Origin of the sequence: Pseudomonas sp. QC2, assembly GCF_002859085.1 — a bacterium.
In the GTDB taxonomy this organism is placed as follows: domain Bacteria; phylum Pseudomonadota; class Gammaproteobacteria; order Pseudomonadales; family Pseudomonadaceae; genus Aquipseudomonas; species Aquipseudomonas petroselini.
The window spans coordinates 279132-299154 of sequence record NZ_PKKS01000024.1 but is presented as its reverse complement, the minus strand read 5'-3'; the positions used below and the strand labels follow the sequence as shown (position 1 = coordinate 299154).

The window sequence follows — 20023 nt, the reverse complement described above, 5'->3', positions numbered from 1 at the left end:
TCCGGCGTCGGCTCCACGTATCGAGCGAGGTGACGACGTCATGAGTATCTTTAGCCACTTCCAACAACGCTTCGCGTCCACACAGCAGGAAGAACTCACGCTGCAAGAGTATCTCGAGCTGTGCAAACAAGACCGTAGCACCTACGCATCTGCCGCCGAACGCCTGCTCTTGGCGATTGGCGAGCCGGAGCTGGTGGAAACCGCCAACAATTCGCGGCTGTCGCGAATATTCTCCAACAAGGTGATCCGCCGCTACCCGGCCTTTGAAGACTTCCACGGAATGGAAGAATGCATTGACCAGATCGTCTCCTACTTCCGCCATGCCGCCCAAGGCCTGGAAGAGAAGAAACAGATCCTCTACCTGCTCGGCCCCGTCGGCGGCGGTAAATCGTCCCTGGCCGAAAAACTCAAACAACTGATCGAGAAGGTGCCCTTCTACGCCATCAAGGGCTCACCGGTCTTCGAGTCGCCCCTGGGCTTGTTCAACGCCACGGAAGATGGCGCGATCCTCGAAGAAGACTTCGGCATCCCACGGCGCTACCTCAACACCATCATGTCACCCTGGGCCACCAAGCGCCTGGCCGAGTTCGGCGGTGACATCAGCCAGTTCCGCGTGGTGAAACTCTACCCGTCGATCCTCAACCAGATCGGCGTGGCCAAGACCGAGCCGGGCGACGAGAACAACCAGGACATATCGGCGCTGGTGGGTAAGGTCGATATCCGCAAACTCGAGGAATTCCCGCAGAACGACGCCGATGCTTACAGCTACTCGGGCGCACTGTGCCGGGCCAACCAGGGCCTGATGGAGTTCGTGGAGATGTTCAAGGCACCGATCAAGGTGCTGCACCCCCTGCTCACCGCGACTCAGGAAGGCAACTACAACAGTACCGAAGGCCTGGGCGCGATTCCGTTCACCGGGATCCTGCTGGCCCACTCCAACGAATCGGAATGGCACACCTTCCGTAACAACAAGAACAACGAAGCCTTCATCGACCGGATCTATATCGTCAAGGTGCCGTACTGCCTGCGGGTCAGCGATGAGATCAAGATTTACGACAAACTGCTGTTCAACAGCTCGCTGGCCAAGGCCCACTGCGCACCCGACACCCTGAAGATGCTCGCCCAGTTCACCGTGCTGTCACGCCTCAAGGAGCCGGAAAACTCGAACATCTACTCGAAGATGCGTGTGTACGACGGCGAAAACCTCAAGGACACCGACCCCAAGGCCAAGTCGATCCAGGAATACCGCGACACGGCGGGTGTGGATGAGGGCATGAACGGCCTGTCGACGCGCTTTGCGTTCAAGATCCTGTCCAAGGTCTTCAACTTCGACCCCCACGAGATCGCCGCCAACCCGGTACATCTGCTCTACGTGCTGGAACAGCAGATCGAACAGGAGCAATTCCAGGCAGAAACCCGCGAGCGCTACCTGCGCTTCCTCAAGGAATACCTGGCGCCGCGCTACATCGAGTTCATCGGCAAGGAAATCCAGACCGCGTACCTGGAGTCCTACAGCGAATATGGCCAGAACATCTTCGACCGCTACGTGCTGTACGCCGACTTCTGGATCCAGGACCAGGAATACCGGGATCCGGAAACCGGTGAGATCCTCAATCGCGTAGCCCTCAACGAAGAACTGGAGAAAATCGAAAAACCAGCCGGCATCAGTAATCCGAAAGATTTCCGCAACGAAATCGTCAACTTCGTGCTGCGCGCACGGGCCAACAACAACGGCAAGAACCCGACCTGGCTCAGCTACGAGAAGCTGCGGGTGGTCATCGAGAAGAAAATGTTCTCCAACACCGAGGACCTGCTGCCGGTCATCAGCTTCAACGCCAAGGCCAGCAAGGAGGATCAGCAAAAGCACAACGACTTCGTCACACGAATGGTCGAGCGCGGCTACACAGACAAACAGGTACGGCTGCTCTCCGAGTGGTACCTGCGGGTTCGCAAATCGCAGTAAGGCAGCGACAGGCGTGCGCTGCCGGGCTTCTGGCCTGGCAGCCGACCGCTTGTCTCTAAGCTTCCAGCTCGCTGCCTGAAGCTTGTAACGTGAAGCTGCCCGGAGGGCTCCCCATGAGCTATGTGATCGACCGACGCCTCAATGGCAAGAACAAGAGCACGGTAAACCGCCAGCGTTTCCTGCGGCGTTACCGTGACCACATCAAAAAGGCCGTTGAAGAGGCCGTCAGCCGCCGCTCTATCACCGATATGGAGCATGGCGAACAAATCAGCATTCCTGGACGGGACATCGACGAACCGGTGCTGCACCACGGCCGGGGCGGTAAACAGACCGTCGTGCACCCCGGCAACAAGGAATTCACCACCGGCGAACATATCCAGCGCCCCCAAGGCGGTGGCGGCGGCAAGGGCCCCGGCAAGGCGGGTAATTCCGGCGAAGGCATGGATGAGTTCGTGTTCCAGATCACCCAGGAAGAATTCCTCGAGTTCATGTTCGAGGACCTGGAGTTGCCCAACCTGGTCAAGCGCAACCTGACCGGCACCGACACCTTCAAGACCGTCCGCGCCGGGATCAGTAACGAGGGCAACCCGTCACGCATCAACATCATCCGCACCCTGCGCTCGGCCCATGCCCGGCGTATCGCCCTGTCGGGCAGCAGCCGCGCCAAACTGAGGGATGCCAAGGAAGAGTTGGCGCGTTTGAAACGTGAAGAGCCGGACAACTTCGGCGATATTCAGGAAATAGAGGCGGAAATAGAGAAACTCAGCGCACGCATTCATCGTGTGCCATTTCTCGACACCTTTGACTTGAAATACAACCTGCTGGTCAAACAACCCAATCCCAGTTCCAAGGCGGTGATGTTCTGCCTGATGGACGTTTCCGGCTCCATGACCCAGGCCACCAAGGACATCGCCAAGCGCTTCTTTATCCTGCTGTACCTGTTTCTCAAGCGGAACTACGACAAGATCGATGTGGTGTTCATTCGCCACCACACCAGCGCCCGGGAAGTAGACGAAGAAGAGTTCTTCTACTCGCGAGAAACCGGCGGCACCATCGTCTCCAGCGCGTTGAAGTTGATGCAGGAGATCATGGCCGAGCGCTACCCAGCCAACGAGTGGAATATCTACGCCGCCCAAGCCTCGGACGGCGACAACTGGAACGACGACTCGCCTATCTGCCGCGACATCCTGATCAACCAGATCATGCCGTTCGTGCAGTACTACACTTACGTTGAAATCACCCCCCGTGAGCACCAGGCCCTGTGGTTCGAATATGAACGCATCGGCGAAGCCTTTGCCGACACCTTCGCCCAGCAGCAACTGGTCTCGGCCGGCGATATCTACCCGGTCTTCCGTGAACTCTTCCAGCGCAGGTTAGTGACATGACCGCCAAAAAAGAGCAAAAGCGCCAACCCATTTCCACGGGGTCTGAGTGGACCTTTGAACTGATCCAGGCCTATGACCGGGAAATCAGCCGCATTGCGGCGGGTTATGCCCTGGACACCTACCCCAACCAGATCGAAGTGATCACCGCCGAACAGATGATGGATGCCTATGCCTCCGTCGGCATGCCCCTGGGTTATCACCATTGGTCCTACGGCAAACACTTCCTCAGCACCGAAAAGTCCTACAGTCGTGGCCAGATGGGTTTGGCCTACGAGATCGTGATCAACTCCGACCCCTGCATCGCCTACCTGATGGAAGAGAACACCATCTGCATGCAAGCGCTGGTGGTGGCTCACGCATGCTACGGGCACAACAGCTTCTTCAAGGGTAATTACCTGTTCCGCACATGGACCGATGCCAGTTCGATCATCGATTACCTGGTGTTTGCCAAGCAGTACATCATGCAATGCGAGGAGCGCCACGGCATCGATGCGGTGGAAGACCTGCTCGACTCCTGCCATGCCCTGATGAACTACGGAGTCGACCGTTACAAACGCCCCTACCCGATTTCCGCCGAGGAAGAACGTCTGCGCCAGAAAGAGCGCGAAGAGCACCTGCAGAAACAGATCAACGACTTGTGGCGCACCATTCCCAAACGCGCCGGCAAGAACAGCGACAAGGACAATGCGCGCTTCCCCTCCGAACCTCAGGAAAACATCCTCTATTTCCTGGAAAAGCACGCACCGTTGCTGGAGCCGTGGCAGCGCGAAATCGTGCGCATTGTGCGCAAGATCGCCCAGTACTTTTATCCACAGCGTCAGACCCAGGTGATGAACGAAGGATGGGCGACGTTCTGGCACTACACCTTGATGAACGACCTGTACGACGAAGGCCTGGTCACTGACGGTTTCATGATGGAGTTTCTCACCTCCCATACCAGCGTGGTGTTCCAGCCAGGCTTCGACAGCCCTTACTACAACGGCATCAACCCTTACGCGCTGGGCTTCGCCATGTACCGCGATATCCGACGCATGTGCGAACACCCAACCGAGGAGGACCGCCGCTGGTTCCCCGAAATCGCCGGCAGTGACTGGCTGTCTACCATCAAGTTCGCCATGAGCAGCTTCAAGGATGAGAGCTTTATCCTTCAGTACCTGTCACCCCAAGTGATTCGTGACCTGAAGCTGTTCAGCATCCTCGATGACGACCTCAAGGATGACCTGCTGGTACCGGCCATCCATGATGAACCCGGCTACCGCACCATCCGCGAAACCTTGGCGGCGCAGTACAACCTGGGCAATCGCGAGCCTAATGTGCAGATCTACAGCATCGATGTGCGTGGCGACCGCTCGTTGACCCTGCGCCATCAGCAACACGACCGCAAACCTCTCGGCGAATCCACCGAGGAAGTGCTCAAGCACCTGCACCGGCTGTGGGGGTTCGACATCCACCTGGAAACCCTGCAAGGCGATCAGGTGATGAAAACCCATCACGTGCCACCGCGCAGCGATCATAACGACAACGACTACGGGCGCCTGGACCTCGCCGTCGTTCATCTCTGAAACAGCAAAGCCTCCATTGGCCAGGCACAGGCGGTATCCTGTGACGCTAATGGAGGCTTTTTCATGAAAATCTACAAAGTCGGCGGTGCCGTACGCGACCACTTGCTGGGCATCAAGGTCACCGACATCGACCGCGTCGTCGTGGGTGCAACCACAGAAGAGATGCTGGCCAAAGGCTTCAAACCTGTGGGTGCAGACTTCCCGGTATTCCTGGACCCAAAAAATGGCGATGAATACGCGCTGGCCCGCACCGAACGCAAGAGCGGCCGGGGTTACGGCGGCTTTGTGTTTCATGCCAGCCCAGAGGTTACGCTGGAAGAAGACCTGATCCGTCGCGACCTGACCATCAACGCGATGGCGGAAGACGATGACGGTAACTTGACTGACCCCTATCACGGCCTGCGCGACCTTGAAGCGCGCATTTTGCGCCATGTTTCCCCGGCATTCGCCGAAGATCCTCTACGGGTACTGCGAGTCGCGCGCTTTGCTGCGCGTTACGCGCACCTGGGTTTTACCGTCGCGCCCGAGACACTGGAACTGATGCGTCAACTCAGCGAGTCCGGTGAACTGGAAGCCCTGACACCGGAGCGCAGCTGGAAAGAAATCTCTCGGGCATTGATGGAAGACCAGCCACAGGTATTTATCCAGGTACTGCGCGACTGCGCTGCGTTGAAAACCTTGATGCCTGAGGTCGATGCACTGTTCGGCGTACCGCAGCCCGAAGCCCATCACCCGGAAATCGACACCGGCGTGCACACCTTGAGCGTGTTGGAACAGGCAGCCTTGCACAAACAGCCACTGACTGTGCGCTGGGCTTGCCTGCTCCACGACCTGGGCAAGGGCACGACGCCTGTGGATAAGTTGCCGCAGCATATTGCCCATGAACATCGGGGCTTGAAGCTGATCAAGGCCGTCAATGAACGCTTCAAAGTGCCAAGGGATTGTCAGGAACTGGCGTTGCTGGTGGGCCAATACCACACTCACGGCCATCGGGCGCTTGAGCTGAAAGCCTCGACATTGCTGGAGTTGCTGCAGAGTTTTGACGTGTACCGTCGGCCGCAGCGCTTTGAAGAGTTTGTGATCGCCTGCGAGATGGACGCCCGGGGCCGCAAGGGCCTGGAGCAACGCATTTATCCACAGGCGGATTATTTGCGTGGGGCGGCGAAGGCAGCCCGCGAAGTGGCCGTCGCGCCCTTGCTGGAGAAGGGCTACAAAGGCCCGGAACTGGGTGAGGCGTTGAAGCGCGAAAGGCTTAAGGCGTTGAAGGCCTACAAAGAACAGCCCATTCTCTAGACGCTGCCCACCCGTGGCGAGGGAGCTTGCTCCCGTTGGGCTGCGCAGCAGCCCTAAACCCGGCTGTTGAGTCTTGGCAGGGAGACTGTGGTGTGCTTATTGGGTCCGCTTCGCAGCCCAGCGGGAGCAAGCTCCCTCGCCACAGGAAGCTCGGCGCCTACAAAAGCGTGCCTGGCGTGAGTTGCTGGCCCCGCCATTCAAACCCGACAGGGGCCAACACCTGGTCAATCTGCGCATCGCGCCACAGTTCGGCCAGGGTCTTGCCCACCTCAGGGTGCACGCGATCGGGCGCCATCAACGACAGCGGCCACAGCACAAAGGCGTTCTTCAGGATCTCTGCACGGGGCAGGACCAGGCCCTCGAAATTACCCACCAGCTCGCCATACAGCAGCACGTCGATATCCAGCGGCAAGCCCTTACGGTCCGGCGCATAGCGGCCATTATCGGCCTCGATGAATTTCAACCGGCGATCCAGCTCCATCAACGGCAGGTCGGTATAGGCCGACACCACCAAGTTGAAGAAAGGCCCGCTCTTGATGCCCACCGGCTGGCTTTCGAACACCGCCGAGCAGCGCATATCGGTCAAAAAAACCGCCAACGCATCAAGGCCGGCGCGTAGATGGGACTCGCGCTCGATATTGCTGCCTAGGCCAAGGTAAACCTGAGTTAGCGACATCCGCGCTCGATCTCCACACCCACGCCCTTGGCAGCCGGCACGGCCCCCGGCTTGGTCAACTTGAGGTGCAACCAGGGAATCTGGAATTCACTCATGAGCACCTCGGCCAGGCGTTCAGCGAAGGTCTCCACCAATTGGTACTGGGACTGCTCGGCAAACGCCTGGATACGCGCGGATACACTGGCGTAATCCAACGCCAGGGTCAGGTCGTCACCGGCAGCGGCCGGGCGGTTATCCCAGGCGAAGCTCAGGTCCAGGCGCAGGCATTGGCGGATTCCGCGCTCCCAGTCGTAGGCCCCGATGACGGTGTCGACTTCCAGGCCTTCGATAAACACTCTGTCCAAGCACTCTTCTCCGCTGCACGACAAGGGCGCGATGCCCCGTTAGAATCAGGGCGTCCTCGCCCGGAATAGTTAGCATGTTTTGGTTACTGGCGATTCTCGCCTACCTGCTCGGCTCGCTGTCCTTCGCCATTTTGCTCAGCCGCCTGACGGGAAATCCCGACCCGCGAATGAGCGGCTCAGGCAATGCCGGCGCCACCAATATGTTGCGCCTGGCCGGTAAGAAGCTCGCCGTACTGACCCTGCTGGGCGACATGTGCAAGGGCTTGTTGCCCGTGCTGATCGCCAGCCTTGCCGGCCTTACCCTGCAACAACAGGCCTGGATCGGTGTATGTGCCGTCCTAGGCCATCTGTTTCCACTGTACTTCCGCTTTCGCGGTGGCAAAGGCGTCGCCACGGCAGCCGGCATGTTACTGGGGATCTACCCACCAGCGGCGTTGCTGGCCGTGCTCGCCTGGCTGCTGGCGTTCTACCTGACCCGTACCAGCTCACTTGCCGCGCTGATCGCCACCCCGCTCACCCTGCCGCTACTGGCCTGGCAGGAACCGGCGGCGCTGGTGCCGATGAGCGTGCTGACACTGCTGATCGTCTGGCGCCACCGAGGCAATTTACGCGACCTGTTTGCCGGGCGCGAACGGCATTTTTAAATACGTTCGCTGAGCCCGGCTCACGTTATGGCGTTACAACGGCGACAACTGCTCCATCGGCCAGCGCGCCTGCACGCTGATCGCCAGGCTTTCATGCTGCCCGGCCTGCAGGCGCTGGCAACCGGCATAGGCGATCATCGCGCCATTGTCGGTGCAGAACTCCGGTCGTGCGTAGAACACATCGCCTTTCATGTCGCCGAGCATTTTTTCCAGCGAGGTGCGCAAGGCCTTGTTGGCGCTGACGCCGCCTGCGATCACCAGGCGCTTCATGCCCGCCTGTTTCAAGGCACGCTTGCACTTGATGGTCAAAGTCTCCACCACGGCCTGCTGGAACGCCAGGGCGATGTCGCAACGGGCTTGCTCGCTGTCGTCCCCAGCGCTGACGCTTTGCTGCCAGGTGTTCAGCGCGGAGGTTTTCAGACCGCTGAAGCTGAACATCAGGCCTGGTCGATCACACATCGGACGCGGGAAGGTGTAGCGGCCGGCAACACCTTTTTCGGCGAGGCGGGCGATTTCCGGACCACCGGGATAATTGAGGCCCATCATCTTCGCGGTCTTGTCGAAAGCTTCGCCGGCGGCGTCATCCAGCGACTCACCCAAAAGGGTGTATTGGCCGATGCCATCCACCTGAACCAACTGCGTATGGCCGCCCGAAACCAACAAAGCGACGAACGGGAACTGCGGCGGTGTTTTTTCCAGCATAGGCGCCAATAAATGGCCTTCCATATGGTGCACGCCGAGTGCCGGAATGCCCCAGGCGAACGCCAGCGCCTGGGCGCAAGAGGCCCCAACCAGCAGGGCTCCGACCAATCCGGGGCCCGCGGTGTAGGCAATGGCGTCGATCTCGGTCGGCACGCAGCCGGCTTCATCCAGCACCTGACGAATCAGGGGCAGCATGCGTTTGACGTGATCACGGCTGGCCAGCTCCGGCACCACGCCGCCATAGGCGCGGTGCAGGTCGATCTGACTGAAGAGCGCATCGGCCAAGAGCCCGCGTTCACTGTCGTAAAGTGCGACACCGGTTTCGTCGCAGGAGGTTTCAAGTCCCAGTACTAGCATGGGTTTGCGCCTTGTAGAGGCTGAATTCGAAGGCGCGCATAATAGTCGCCACTCCCCCTCCCGACTAGCGGTTTTCGATCAGAGGCTTTGCATTCCGGGCAATGAGGGGTTAACATCCGCAACCCTTAAAAACCGACGACCTCAGCCGCGAATTTTTTGCGACGAGAACGTTGATCCCGGTAATGAAAGAAGGTAGCTCTGGATGCCAGCCGTCAAAGTTAAAGAGAACGAACCCTTCGACGTAGCTCTGCGTCGTTTCAAGCGCTCCTGCGAAAAAGCCGGTGTACTGGCTGAAGTTCGTAGCCGCGAATTTTACGAGAAGCCTACTTCTGAGCGTAAGCGTAAAGCAGCAGCCGCTGTTAAGCGTCACGCCAAGAAAGTTCAGCGCGAACAGCGCCGCGCCGTTCGTCTGTACTAATACACAGACGTTCGTAGCAAGCTTCTGCCAAGCCCGGCCCTCAGCCGGGCTATTGGCATTTGCGGATATCGCTTGATGCTTCACTGTCGACGCCGCACATGCGACCGAGACAACCGCTTCACACGTCAGGACTGGCTCTTTTGCCAGCGGTGCACGTCTCTTCTGACGAGCCTAACAAGGCTACTGACGAGCACACTCATTCTGTAAACAGGCGATCAAATCGGTCGACTGCACCCATCGAGCTCCGAGGCCCGCCGTTGGCCAATACCGGATGCCCGGGTAACATTTCCATGCCAAAGACTGAATAGAAATTAACGTCAGTGAATGTTCGGCAGATACACTTCCATGCAGCCCAAGCAGACGATAATGGTCGAGCCACTCAACCTGTGCGCTTGAGCTCTTCACGGGCCCTCATTTACACGCAGTGACGACGAGAACGCCATGGCCGGGCTGATTCCCCAGAGCTTTATTGACGACCTCCTGAACCGCACCGACATCGTCGATGTTGTCAGCTCGCGCGTGCAACTGAAAAAAGCCGGCAAGAACTACACCGCCTGCTGCCCGTTCCACAAAGAAAAGACCCCGTCGTTCAGCGTCAGCCCCGACAAACAGTTCTACTACTGCTTCGGTTGCGGCGCGGGCGGTAATGCCCTCGGCTTTCTCATGGACCACGACAACCTGGACTTCCCCCAGGCTATCGAGGACCTGGCCAAAGCCGCCGGCATGGAGATCCCCCGCGAAGAAAGTGGTCGCCCACACAAACCGCGACAACCCACCGATTCGCCGCTGTACCCGCTGCTGACCGCCGCTGCCGACTTTTACCGTCAGGCGCTTAAAAGCCATCCGCAGCGCAAGGCCGCCGTCGACTATCTCAAGGGGCGCGGCCTCACCGGTGAAATCGCCCGCGACTTCGGCCTCGGTTTCGCCCCTCCCGGGTGGGACAACCTGTACAAACACCTGAGCAGCGACACCCTCCAGCAAAAGGCCATGATCGACGCAGGCCTGCTGGTGGAAAACGCCGAGACGGGCAAACGCTATGACCGCTTCCGCGATCGCGTGATGTTCCCGATCCGCGACAGCCGAGGCCGCATCATCGCCTTTGGTGGCCGTGTCCTGGGGGACGACAAGCCCAAGTACCTGAACTCCCCGGAAACCCCGGTGTTCCACAAAGGCCAGGAACTCTACGGCCTGTTCGAAGCACGCAAAAACAACCGCAACCTCGATGAGATCATTGTGGTTGAAGGCTATATGGACGTGATCGCGCTCGCCCAACAGGGCCTGCGCAATGCCGTGGCCACCCTCGGCACGGCCACCAGCGAAGAACATTTGAAGCGTCTGTTTCGCGTAGTGCCCAGCGTGCTGTTCTGTTTCGACGGCGACCAGGCGGGCCGCAACGCCGCCTGGCGTGCACTTGAAGCAACGCTGTCGAGCTTGCAGGACGGGCGTCGCGCACGCTTTCTGTTCCTGCCCGAAGGCGAAGACCCGGATACCCTGGTGCGCTCCGAAGGCACCGATGCGTTCCGCGCGCGCATCAATCAACACGCACAGCCGCTGGCGGACTATTTCTTCCAGCAACTGACCGAAGAAGCCGACCCGCGCTCCCTCGAAGGCAAGGCCCACATGGCCACGCTCGCCGCACCGCTGATCGACAAAGTACCGGGTGCCAACCTGCGTACGCTGATGCGCCAGCGCTTGCTGGAAATCACCGGGTTGAGTGGCGAGGCCGTCAGCCAGCTGGCGCACAGTGCGCCGCAGGACGCCCCGCCCGCCTACGACCCAGGCATGGATTATGACGCCATGCCGGACTATTCCGACTTCCACCAACCGCAGGAGGCCTACACGCCCCAGCAAGCGTGGACACCGAAAAAGCCCGGCGCCGGCGGCAAGAAATGGGACAAGAAACCCTGGAGCAAGAACGGCAAGCGCGGCGACAACGATGAAGCCTATGCCCCACGCACCCCGGTTGCCGTAGAAGCGCCGACGCTGATTGCCCTGCGCACGCTCATCCATCACCCGCAATTGGCGGAAAAGGTTGAAAGCGCCGATCACTTTGCCAACGCGAGCAATACGTACGCCCAGGTCCTGATCGCCTTGATCGAGGCGGTCCAGAAAAATCCTAAGCTAAACTCAATTCAGTTGATGGCTCGCTGGCATGGCACCGAACAAGGCCGATTGTTGAAAGCACTCGCAGAAAAGGAGTGGCTAATTGACGGCGACAACCTTGAACAACAGTTTTTAGACACCATTACTAGGTTATCCGCGGGTCAGCACACGCAGACCCTCGATGAGCTCATAAAGCGAGCCAGGCAGCCGGATTTATCGGCTGAAGAGAAAATTCAGATAGCAAAACAGATGCGTGACCTCTTAAAACAGAATGTTTCCGCATCAAACCCGACCTCAGCTGGCGTGTGAGGTCATAGCTCGGGTATAATCCTCGGCTTGTTTTTTGCCCGCCAAGACCTTCAGTGGATAGGGTGTTATGTCCGGAAAAGCGCAACAGCAGTCTCGTATCAAAGAGTTGATCGTTCTCGGTCGTGAGCAGGGTTACCTGACTTACGCGGAGGTCAACGACCACCTGCCTGAGGATATTTCAGATCCAGAGCAGGTGGAAGACATCATCCGCATGATTAACGACATGGGGATCAACGTATTCGAAGCTGCGCCAGATAAGGATTCCCTTATGCTGGCGGACGCCGATACCGACGAGGCTGCCGCTGAAGAAGCTGCTGCCGCGCTGGCTGCTGTGGAGACCGATATCGGTCGTACCACCGACCCTGTGCGCATGTATATGCGTGAAATGGGTACCGTCGAGCTGCTGACACGCGAAGGCGAAATTGAAATCGCCAAGCGTATCGAAGAGGGTATCCGTGAAGTGATGGGCGCAATTGCGCACTTCCCCGGCACGGTTGACCACATTCTCTCCGAGTACACCCGCGTCACCACCGAAGGTGGCCGCCTGTCCGACGTGCTGAGTGGCTACATCGACCCGGACGACGGCATTGCGCCGCCCGCCGCCGAAGTGCCGCCGCCTGTGGATGCCAAGGCTGCGAAAGCCGACGACGACACCGAAGACGACGACGCTGAAGCCAGCGGCGACGATGAAGATGAAGTCGAAAGCGGTCCAGACCCGGTCATCGCTGCACAGCGTTTCGGTGCGGTTTCCGATCAAATGGAAATCACCCGCAAGGCCCTGAAAAAGCACGGTCGCTCCAATAAGCAGGCAATTGCCGAGCTGCTGGCGCTGGCTGAGCTGTTCATGCCAATCAAGCTGGTACCGAAGCAATTCGAAGGCCTGGTTGAGCGTGTTCGCAGTGCCCTGGAGCGTTTGCGTGCACAAGAGCGTGCGATCATGCAGCTCTGTGTCCGTGATGCGCGCATGCCGCGTACCGACTTCCTGCGCCAGTTCCCTGGCAACGAAGTAGACGAAAGCTGGACCGACGCACTGGCCAAGGGCAAGGCGAAATACGCCGAAGCCATTGGTCGCCTGCAGCCGGACATCATTCGCTGCCAGCAGAAGCTGACCGCGCTCGAGACCGAAACCGGTCTGACGATTGCCGAGATCAAGGACATCAACCGTCGCATGTCGATCGGTGAGGCCAAGGCCCGCCGCGCGAAGAAAGAGATGGTCGAAGCGAACTTGCGTCTGGTGATCTCCATCGCCAAGAAGTACACCAACCGTGGCCTGCAATTCCTCGATCTGATCCAGGAAGGCAACATCGGCTTGATGAAGGCTGTGGACAAGTTCGAATACCGTCGCGGGTACAAGTTCTCGACATATGCCACCTGGTGGATTCGTCAGGCGATCACTCGCTCGATCGCCGACCAGGCCCGCACCATCCGTATTCCGGTGCACATGATCGAGACGATCAACAAGCTCAACCGTATTTCCCGGCAGATGTTGCAGGAAATGGGTCGCGAACCGACCCCGGAAGAGCTGGGCGAACGCATGGAAATGCCAGAGGATAAGATCCGTAAGGTATTGAAGATCGCTAAAGAGCCGATCTCCATGGAAACCCCGATTGGTGATGACGAAGACTCCCACCTGGGTGACTTCATCGAAGACTCGACCATGCAGTCGCCAATCGATGTCGCCACCGTTGAGAGCCTTAAAGAAGCGACTCGCGACGTACTGTCCGGCCTCACTGCCCGTGAAGCCAAGGTACTGCGCATGCGTTTCGGCATCGACATGAATACCGACCACACCCTTGAGGAAGTCGGTAAGCAGTTTGACGTGACCCGTGAGCGGATCCGTCAGATCGAAGCCAAGGCGTTGCGCAAGTTGCGCCACCCGACGCGAAGCGAGCATCTGCGCTCCTTCCTCGACGAGTGATACCAGAACCCCCGGCCCAGGCCGGGGGTTTTGCTTTCTACAGATAAAATCCCAAGCGACACCCCTCCCCCGCAATGCCCGTCTACACTCGAAACATTCCCCGTGCCATAACGAGACCGTTATGCCCAGACTGTCGACTGTGCTACTGCTGTCGCTGCTGACCTGGACCGCAACGGCTGGCGCGTTGACTCTTACCGATGATGAGCGTGGCTGGCTGGCGGACCATCAGGAGCTGAGCCTCGGGGTGGACGCGTCATGGCCACCTTTTGAATACCGTGACGAAGACGGCCGCTACCAAGGCTTGGCGGCCGATTACGTGCGCCTGATCCAGGATCGTTTGGGCGTCAGGATCAAGGTGATCGAAACGCCGAACTGGAGTGCCGTCCTGGAACTGGCCCGAGCCAATCAGCTCGACCTTGTCCCCAGCGTTATGTCGACGCCCGAACGGCAGAATTATTTGGCGTTCACACGCCCCTATATCGACTTCCCGATGGTCATCCTTGCCCACGAAGGCGGCGTACGACCGCGCAATCTCAAGGACCTGTACGGGCTGAAGATCGCAGTGGTGGAAAACTACGCACCCCACGAATTACTGCGCACTCACCACCCCGACCTTAATCTGGTGGCCATGCCCAACGTCAGCTCAACCCTGCAGGCCCTGGCTACCGGCGAAGTGGACGCTGTGGTCAGCGACCTGGCCTCCAGTGTCTGGAGCTTGCGCGAACTCAAGCTGGACGGGTTGTATGTCAGCGGCGAAACCCCCTACCGCTATCAATTGGCGATGGGTGTACCGCGCGACGACAAGATGCTGGTCGGCATCCTCGACAAAGTCCTCGCCGACCTCAGCCCGGAAGAAACCAACACCATCCAGCAACACTGGGTGGGCAAGTTCACCGATAACCGTACGTTCTGGACCGATTTGCTGCTGTATGGCCTACCCGCGGTTCTGCTCTTGATTACCGTATTAGCCATTGTGATTCGGATCAATCGCCGACTCAGTTCGGAAATTTCCCGCCGCGTGGCCCTCGAACAGGAACTGCGCAGCAGCGAATACCACTACCGCGGCCTGGTGGAGAGCCTGTCCGCCATTGCCTGGGAAGCCAGCGTCACCGATTTCACCTACAGCTACGTGTCGCCGCACGCCGAGGAACTGCTCGGCTATCCGCGCGCCCACTGGCTGATCCCAGGGTTCTGGCGCAACATCATCCACCCCGCCGACCTGCTCCGCGCCGAAGCCTACTGCTACCGCGAAACCCGTGCTAACCGCGACCACAGCATTGATTACCGGGTGATCACCGCCGACGGCCGTTGCTTGTGGGTGCGTGACATAGTCAGCCTGATCGAGCACGGCCATGAGCCTGTGCTGCGCGGCTTGATGATCGACATCAGCGAAGCCAAACGCACCGAAGAGGCGCTGCAGCTTTCCGAACAGAAGTTTGCCTCGGTGTTCCAACAGTGCCCGGACATTCTGGTGATCGCGCGACTGTCCGATGGCTGCCTGCTGGAGGTCAACAAAGCGTTCGAGGATCAAGTAGGCCTGAAGGCCGAAGACGTGATCGGCAAAACGGCCACCGCGCTGAACATTTGGGGGATTCCAGGCATCGGCCCGGACCTGTTGAAACGGGTGCAGACCACCAGCATCCGCAACTTGGAAATGCCCTTTCTGCGCAACAACGGCCAGGCCTTTACCGGCCTTATCTCCGCCGAACCGTTTCAACTCGACACCACTGAGGCCATCGTGGTGGTGGTGCGCGACATCACCCAGCTCAAGGAAACCCAGCAACAACTGCAAACCTCCGAAGAGAAATTCGCCAAGGCCTTCCATGCCTCTCCCGACGGTTTGCTGTTGAGCCGACAGCGCGATGGCCTGCTGCTTGAAGTCAACGACGGTTTCAGTCGCATCACCGGTTTCAACAGCGCGGCCTCCTTGGACCAATCAACCTTGGACCTGGGCATCTGGGTCGACCTCAACGAGCGCAAACACATGCTGGAACTGATGGCGCGCGATGGCTTTGTGCGGGACTTCATCTGCCATATACGCCGCAACGATGGGCAGATTCGCCTGTGCGAGCTGTCCAGCCGCCCACTGCCCATCGGCGATGACGACTGCATGCTGACGATTGCGAGGGACATCACCGAACGCCAGCTGATGCAGGAAAAACTGCAACAGGCCGCCACCGTGTTCGAGAGCACGGCCGAAGGCGTATTGATCACCGACACCCGACAGAACATCAGCGCCGTCAACCGTGCCTTCAGCGAGATTACCGGCTACAGCGAGGCCGAAGCCCTCGGCCAGACCCCGCGCCTGCTCGCCTCTGGCCTGCATGACAGCGCCTTCTACGCCGCCATGTGGCACCAGTTGACCGCACAGGGTCACTGGCAGGGCGAGATTTCCAACCGACGCAAAAACGGCGAGCTGTACCCCAGCTGGCTGACGATCAGTGCGGTACGCAACCGCGAACAGCTGATCACGCACTTCGTTGCGGTATTTGCCGACATCTCCAGCCTCAAGCTGGCCCAGGCCCGCCTCGACTACCAGGCGCACCACGATCCATTGACCGGCCTGCCCAACCGTACGCTGTTCGAAAGCCGACTGCAGGCCGCCCTCAACGGGCATCAGGAAACCGGCAAACAGGGCGCCGTCCTGTTTCTCGACCTGGACCGCTTCAAACACATCAACGACAGCCTCGGCCACCCGATAGGCGACCTGCTGCTCAAAGACATTGCCGTGCGCCTCAAGGAACAATTGCGCGACATCGATACCGTCGCTCGCCTGGGCGGGGATGAATTCATCATCCTGCTCCCCGGCCTCCAGCACGCCAGCGACGCCCAGCACCTGGCCAATAAACTGCTGGCCTGCTTCACTCCCCCCTTCCAGGCGGGTGAGCACGAGTTCTTTATCAGCGCCAGTATCGGCACCAGCCTATACCCCGAGGACGGCACCGACGTCGCCACCCTGGTCAAAAATGCCGACGCCGCGATGTACCGTTCCAAGGCTAAGGGCCGCAACCGGGTCGAAAGCTACACCCGCGACCTCACCGCCCAAGCCAACGAGCGCGTGGCCCTGGAACATGAACTGCGCCGCGCCATAGAGCGCGACGAATTGAGCCTGTACTACCAGCCAAAACTGAGCCTGGCCACCCAGCAATTGATCGGCGCCGAAGCCCTGATCCGCTGGCACCATCCCACCTTCGGCGATGTCCCCCCCGAGCACTTCATCGCCTTGGCCGAAGAAAACGGCACAATCCTGCAGATTGGCGATTGGGTACTGGAACAGGCCTGCCGACAACTGCACGCCTGGCAAGGCACATTCGATGATTTCGGCCCACTGTCGGTCAACCTCGCCGGCGCGCAACTGCGCCATCCCGGCTTGCTGGGCCGCATCGAACAGCTGCTGCGCGACTACGGCCTTGACCCAGGCCGCCTGCAGCTGGAGATCACCGAAAACTTCATCATGAGCCAGGCCGAAGAAGCGCTGGAGGTCCTGCACCAACTCAAACACTTGGGCGTACAACTGGCGATTGATGATTTCGGCACCGGCTACTCATCCCTCAGCTACCTCAAGCGCCTGCCGCTGGATTTCCTCAAGATCGACCAATCTTTCGTACGCGGCTTACCCGACGATCCCCACGACGCCGCCATCGTGCGCGCCATCATCGCCCTGGGCCACAGCATGCAATTCACCATCATCGCCGAAGGCGTGGAGAACCCCGCACAGCAAGCCTTCCTGGCCGCCGAGGGCTGCGAACAGATGCAGGGCTACATCGTCAGCCTGCCGTTACCACCGGCGCTTTTTGCCACGACGTTTCTTCGTATGAGCATTGGGGATTTTTCGGATGGCACAGCGGGTAAACCATCGTTATAATCCGCGGCCTACTGAGGGCCTATAGCTCAGTTGGTTAGAGCAGGGGACTCATAATCCCTTGGTCGTAGGTTCGAGTCCTACTGGGCCCACCATCTTGAAAGCCGCGCATTGCGCGGCTTTTGTGTGTCTGGAAGCCTGTAATATGCTTCCCGCCACCGCCCACACTCTGGAGCCCACCTTGCCCGCCCTAGACGAAATCGATCGCCAACTCATAGCCGCCCTGCAGCTCAACGCCCGCGAAAGCGTGGCCATGCTCGCCCGGCAGTTGGGCATCGCGCGCACTACCGTGACGTCGCGCCTGGCACGCCTGGAGAAAACCCAGGTGATCACCGGTTATGGCGTGCGCCTCGGGCAACGTGTGGTCGACGGTGGCTTGCAGGCTTACGTCGGCATCACCGTGCAGGCGCGCTCGGGCAAGGACGTGCTGCGCAGGCTGAGTGCTATGGCCCAAGTGCAACAGTTATGCGCGGTGAGTGGCGAGTTCGATTACGTCGCGTGGCTGCGCACCGATTCGCCTGAACAGCTGGACCAATTGCTGGACCAGATCGGCAGCGTCGACGGGGTGGAGAAAACCACCACCTCAATCATCCTCAGTAACAAATTGGATCGCGGACAACCAATCTGATCACCACGCTCGTCATTCTGACTAAAAACAGATCAATTCGACGACACTTTGCGTCTTATTAACGAACGGTACACGCCCTAAACTGGCTGCCATCTTTTCCTATACTCAGCGGGTCACATCCGCCGATGTCGCCAGTAAGGTCAGCCATGAGCATTCCGTCCAGCACCCTCAGCAAGACCAATCGCCATCCCGCCGACGGCAAAAAACCCATCACCATCTTTGGTCCGGACTTTCCGTTTGCCTTCGATGACTGGATTGAACACCCAGCAGGCCTGGGCAGCATCCCCGTCGCCAATCATGGCGCCGAAGTGGCGATCGTCGGCGCCGGGATTGCCGGCCTGGTGGCTGCTTATGAGTTGATGAAACTGGGCCTCAAGCCAGTGGTGTACGAAGCCTCGAAAATGGGCGGTCGTTTGCGCTCCCAGGCTTTTGAGGGCGCCGAAGGCATCATCGCCGAGTTGGGTGGCATGCGCTTCCCGGTGTCGTCCACCGCCTTCTACCATTATGTGGACAAGCTCGGCCTGGAGACCAAACCCTTCCCCAACCCGCTGACCCCGGCGTCCGGCAGCACCGTGATCGACCTCGAAGGCCAGACTCACTACGCACAGAAACTCTCCGATTTGCCGGTCCTGTTCCAGGAAGTGGCTGACGCCTGGGCGGACGCCCTGGAAGCCGGCTCGCAGTTCGGCGATATCCAGCAAGCCATCCGCGACCGTAACGTACCGCGCCTCAAAGAACTGTGGAACACGTTGGTGCCGTTGTGGGACGACCGCACCTTCTACGACTTCGTCGCCACCTCCGAGGCATTTGCCAAATTGTCCTTCCATCACCGTGAAGTGTTTGGCCAGGTCGGGTTCGGCACGGGCGGCTGGGACTCGGATTTCCCCAACTCAATGCTGGAAATCTTCCGCGTGGTGATGACCAACTGCGACGACCACCAACACCTGGTGGTCGGCGGCGTTGCCCAAGTGCCGATGGGCATCTGGCGCCATGTACCGGAGCAGTGCGCCCACTGGCCGGCCGGCACCAGCCTCAGTTCGCTGCACCGTGGCGCACCGCGCGCCGGGGTCAAGCGCATTGCCCACGCGGCCGACGGCCGTTTCGCGGTGACCGACAACTACGGCGACACCCGCGAATATGCCGCCGTGCTCACCACCTGCCAGAGCTGGCTGCTGACCACCCAGATCGAGTGCGACGAAACCTTGTTCTCACAAAAGATGTGGATGGCCCTGGACCGCACGCGTTACATGCAGTCATCAAAAACCTTTGTGATGGTCGATCGCCCGTTCTGGAAGGACAAAGACCCGGAAACCGGCCGCGACCTGATGAGCATGACCCTGACCGATCGCCTCACCCGTGGCACTTACCTGTTCGACAATGGCGACGACAAGCCTGGCGTGATCTGTCTGTCGTACTCGTGGATGAGTGACGCGCTGAAAATGCTCCCGCAGCCCATCGACAAACGCGTGAAGCTGGCCCTCGACGCCCTGAACAAGATCTACCCGAAGGTCGATATCAAGGCGCGCATCATCGGTGACCCGATCACCGTGTCCTGGGAAGCCGACCCGCACTTCCTCGGGGCTTTCAAAGGCGCGTTGCCCGGCCACTATCGCTACAACCAGCGGATGTATGCGCACTTCATGCAGAAGGACATGCCCGCCGAACAACGTGGGATCTTTATCGCCGGTGATGATGTGTCCTGGACCCCAGCCTGGGTGGAAGGCGCGGTGCAAACCTCGCTGAACGCGGTGTGGGGCATCATGACTCACTTCGGCGGCAGCACCCACCCCGAGAACCCAGGGCCGGGTGATGTATTCGATGAAATCGGGCCAATCGCCCTGGCCGATTAAGGAGTTGAG

14 protein-coding genes and 1 tRNA gene are annotated in these 20023 nt (G+C 59.5%); 12 read left to right on the top strand and 3 right to left on the bottom strand.

The genetic code is table 11. The features are described from left to right. The first annotated feature begins 40 nt into the window (after positions 1-40). The 4 genes from QCBJ_RS26440 (at position 41) to QCBJ_RS26425 (ending at position 6203) form a co-directional block, all read left to right on the top strand. Complete coding sequence (locus QCBJ_RS26440) at positions 41-1963, top strand: PrkA family serine protein kinase (protein ID WP_003194732.1); 1923 nt, start codon at positions 41-43, stop codon at positions 1961-1963. A gap of 113 nt (positions 1964-2076) precedes the next feature. Continuing rightward, complete coding sequence (locus QCBJ_RS26435; RefSeq protein ID WP_015886179.1) at positions 2077-3348, top strand: YeaH/YhbH family protein; 1272 nt, start codon at positions 2077-2079, stop codon at positions 3346-3348. Further along, positions 3345-4910 carry a SpoVR family protein gene (locus QCBJ_RS26430; protein ID WP_015886180.1) on the top strand — a complete coding sequence of 522 codons (1566 nt, stop codon included), beginning with the start codon at positions 3345-3347 and terminating at the stop codon, positions 4908-4910. Before QCBJ_RS26435 ends, QCBJ_RS26430 begins: the two co-directional genes overlap by 4 nt. Before the next feature lie 63 nt (positions 4911-4973). Then, positions 4974-6203 carry a multifunctional CCA addition/repair protein gene (locus QCBJ_RS26425; protein ID WP_102061910.1) on the top strand — a complete coding sequence of 410 codons (1230 nt, stop codon included), beginning with the start codon at positions 4974-4976 and terminating at the stop codon, positions 6201-6203. Positions 6204-6360: 157 nt separating this feature from the next. Here QCBJ_RS26425 and folK read toward each other — a convergent pair whose 3' ends face one another. Continuing rightward, the gene (folK, locus tag QCBJ_RS26415; RefSeq protein ID WP_064054226.1) at positions 6361-6879 is read right to left on the bottom strand and encodes a 2-amino-4-hydroxy-6-hydroxymethyldihydropteridine diphosphokinase; all 519 of its coding nucleotides are present in this window, start codon (positions 6877-6879) and stop codon (positions 6361-6363) included. After that, positions 6870-7223, bottom strand: coding sequence for a dihydroneopterin aldolase (folB, locus tag QCBJ_RS26410; RefSeq protein WP_015886183.1), 354 nt, complete (start codon positions 7221-7223; stop codon positions 6870-6872). The genes folK and folB overlap by 10 nt, the downstream gene beginning before the upstream one ends. Before the next feature lie 74 nt (positions 7224-7297). Here folB and plsY point away from each other — a divergent pair, with 74 nt between their 5' ends. Continuing rightward, complete coding sequence (plsY, locus tag QCBJ_RS26405) at positions 7298-7867, top strand: glycerol-3-phosphate 1-O-acyltransferase PlsY (RefSeq protein WP_015886184.1); 570 nt, start codon at positions 7298-7300, stop codon at positions 7865-7867. Positions 7868-7900: 33 nt separating this feature from the next. On the opposite strand, the gene tsaD is transcribed toward plsY, so the two are convergent. Next, positions 7901-8926, bottom strand: a complete 1026-nt coding sequence (gene tsaD, locus QCBJ_RS26400; RefSeq protein WP_015886185.1) for a tRNA (adenosine(37)-N6)-threonylcarbamoyltransferase complex transferase subunit TsaD — start codon at positions 8924-8926, stop codon at positions 7901-7903. 202 nt (positions 8927-9128) lie between these two features. On the opposite strand from tsaD, the gene rpsU reads away from it, so the two are divergent. The 7 genes from rpsU (at position 9129) to QCBJ_RS26365 (ending at position 20014) form a co-directional block, all read left to right on the top strand. Next, positions 9129-9344 (top strand): 30S ribosomal protein S21, encoded by a 216-nt coding sequence (gene rpsU / locus QCBJ_RS26395; RefSeq protein ID WP_002551877.1) that lies wholly within the window; start codon positions 9129-9131, stop codon positions 9342-9344. Between the two features lie 441 nt (positions 9345-9785). Next, the gene (dnaG, locus tag QCBJ_RS26390) at positions 9786-11756 is read left to right on the top strand and encodes a DNA primase (RefSeq protein ID WP_093542407.1); all 1971 of its coding nucleotides are present in this window, start codon (positions 9786-9788) and stop codon (positions 11754-11756) included. Between the two features lie 67 nt (positions 11757-11823). Beyond that, positions 11824-13674, top strand: coding sequence for an RNA polymerase sigma factor RpoD (rpoD, locus tag QCBJ_RS26385; protein ID WP_015886188.1), 1851 nt, complete (start codon positions 11824-11826; stop codon positions 13672-13674). 121 nt (positions 13675-13795) lie between these two features. Next, positions 13796-17539, top strand: coding sequence for an EAL domain-containing protein (locus QCBJ_RS26380; protein WP_015886189.1), 3744 nt, complete (start codon positions 13796-13798; stop codon positions 17537-17539). A 15-nt stretch (positions 17540-17554) separates the two neighbouring features. Beyond that, positions 17555-17631, top strand: a tRNA-Ile gene (locus QCBJ_RS26375). A 50-nt stretch (positions 17632-17681) separates the two neighbouring features. After that, positions 17682-18164 carry an Lrp/AsnC family transcriptional regulator gene (locus QCBJ_RS26370; RefSeq protein WP_102061908.1) on the top strand — a complete coding sequence of 161 codons (483 nt, stop codon included), beginning with the start codon at positions 17682-17684 and terminating at the stop codon, positions 18162-18164. A 146-nt stretch (positions 18165-18310) separates the two neighbouring features. Then, on the top strand, positions 18311-20014 hold the full coding sequence (locus tag QCBJ_RS26365; RefSeq protein WP_102061907.1) for an NAD(P)/FAD-dependent oxidoreductase: 1704 nt from the start codon (positions 18311-18313) through the stop codon (positions 20012-20014). Positions 20015-20023 lie beyond the last annotated feature (9 nt).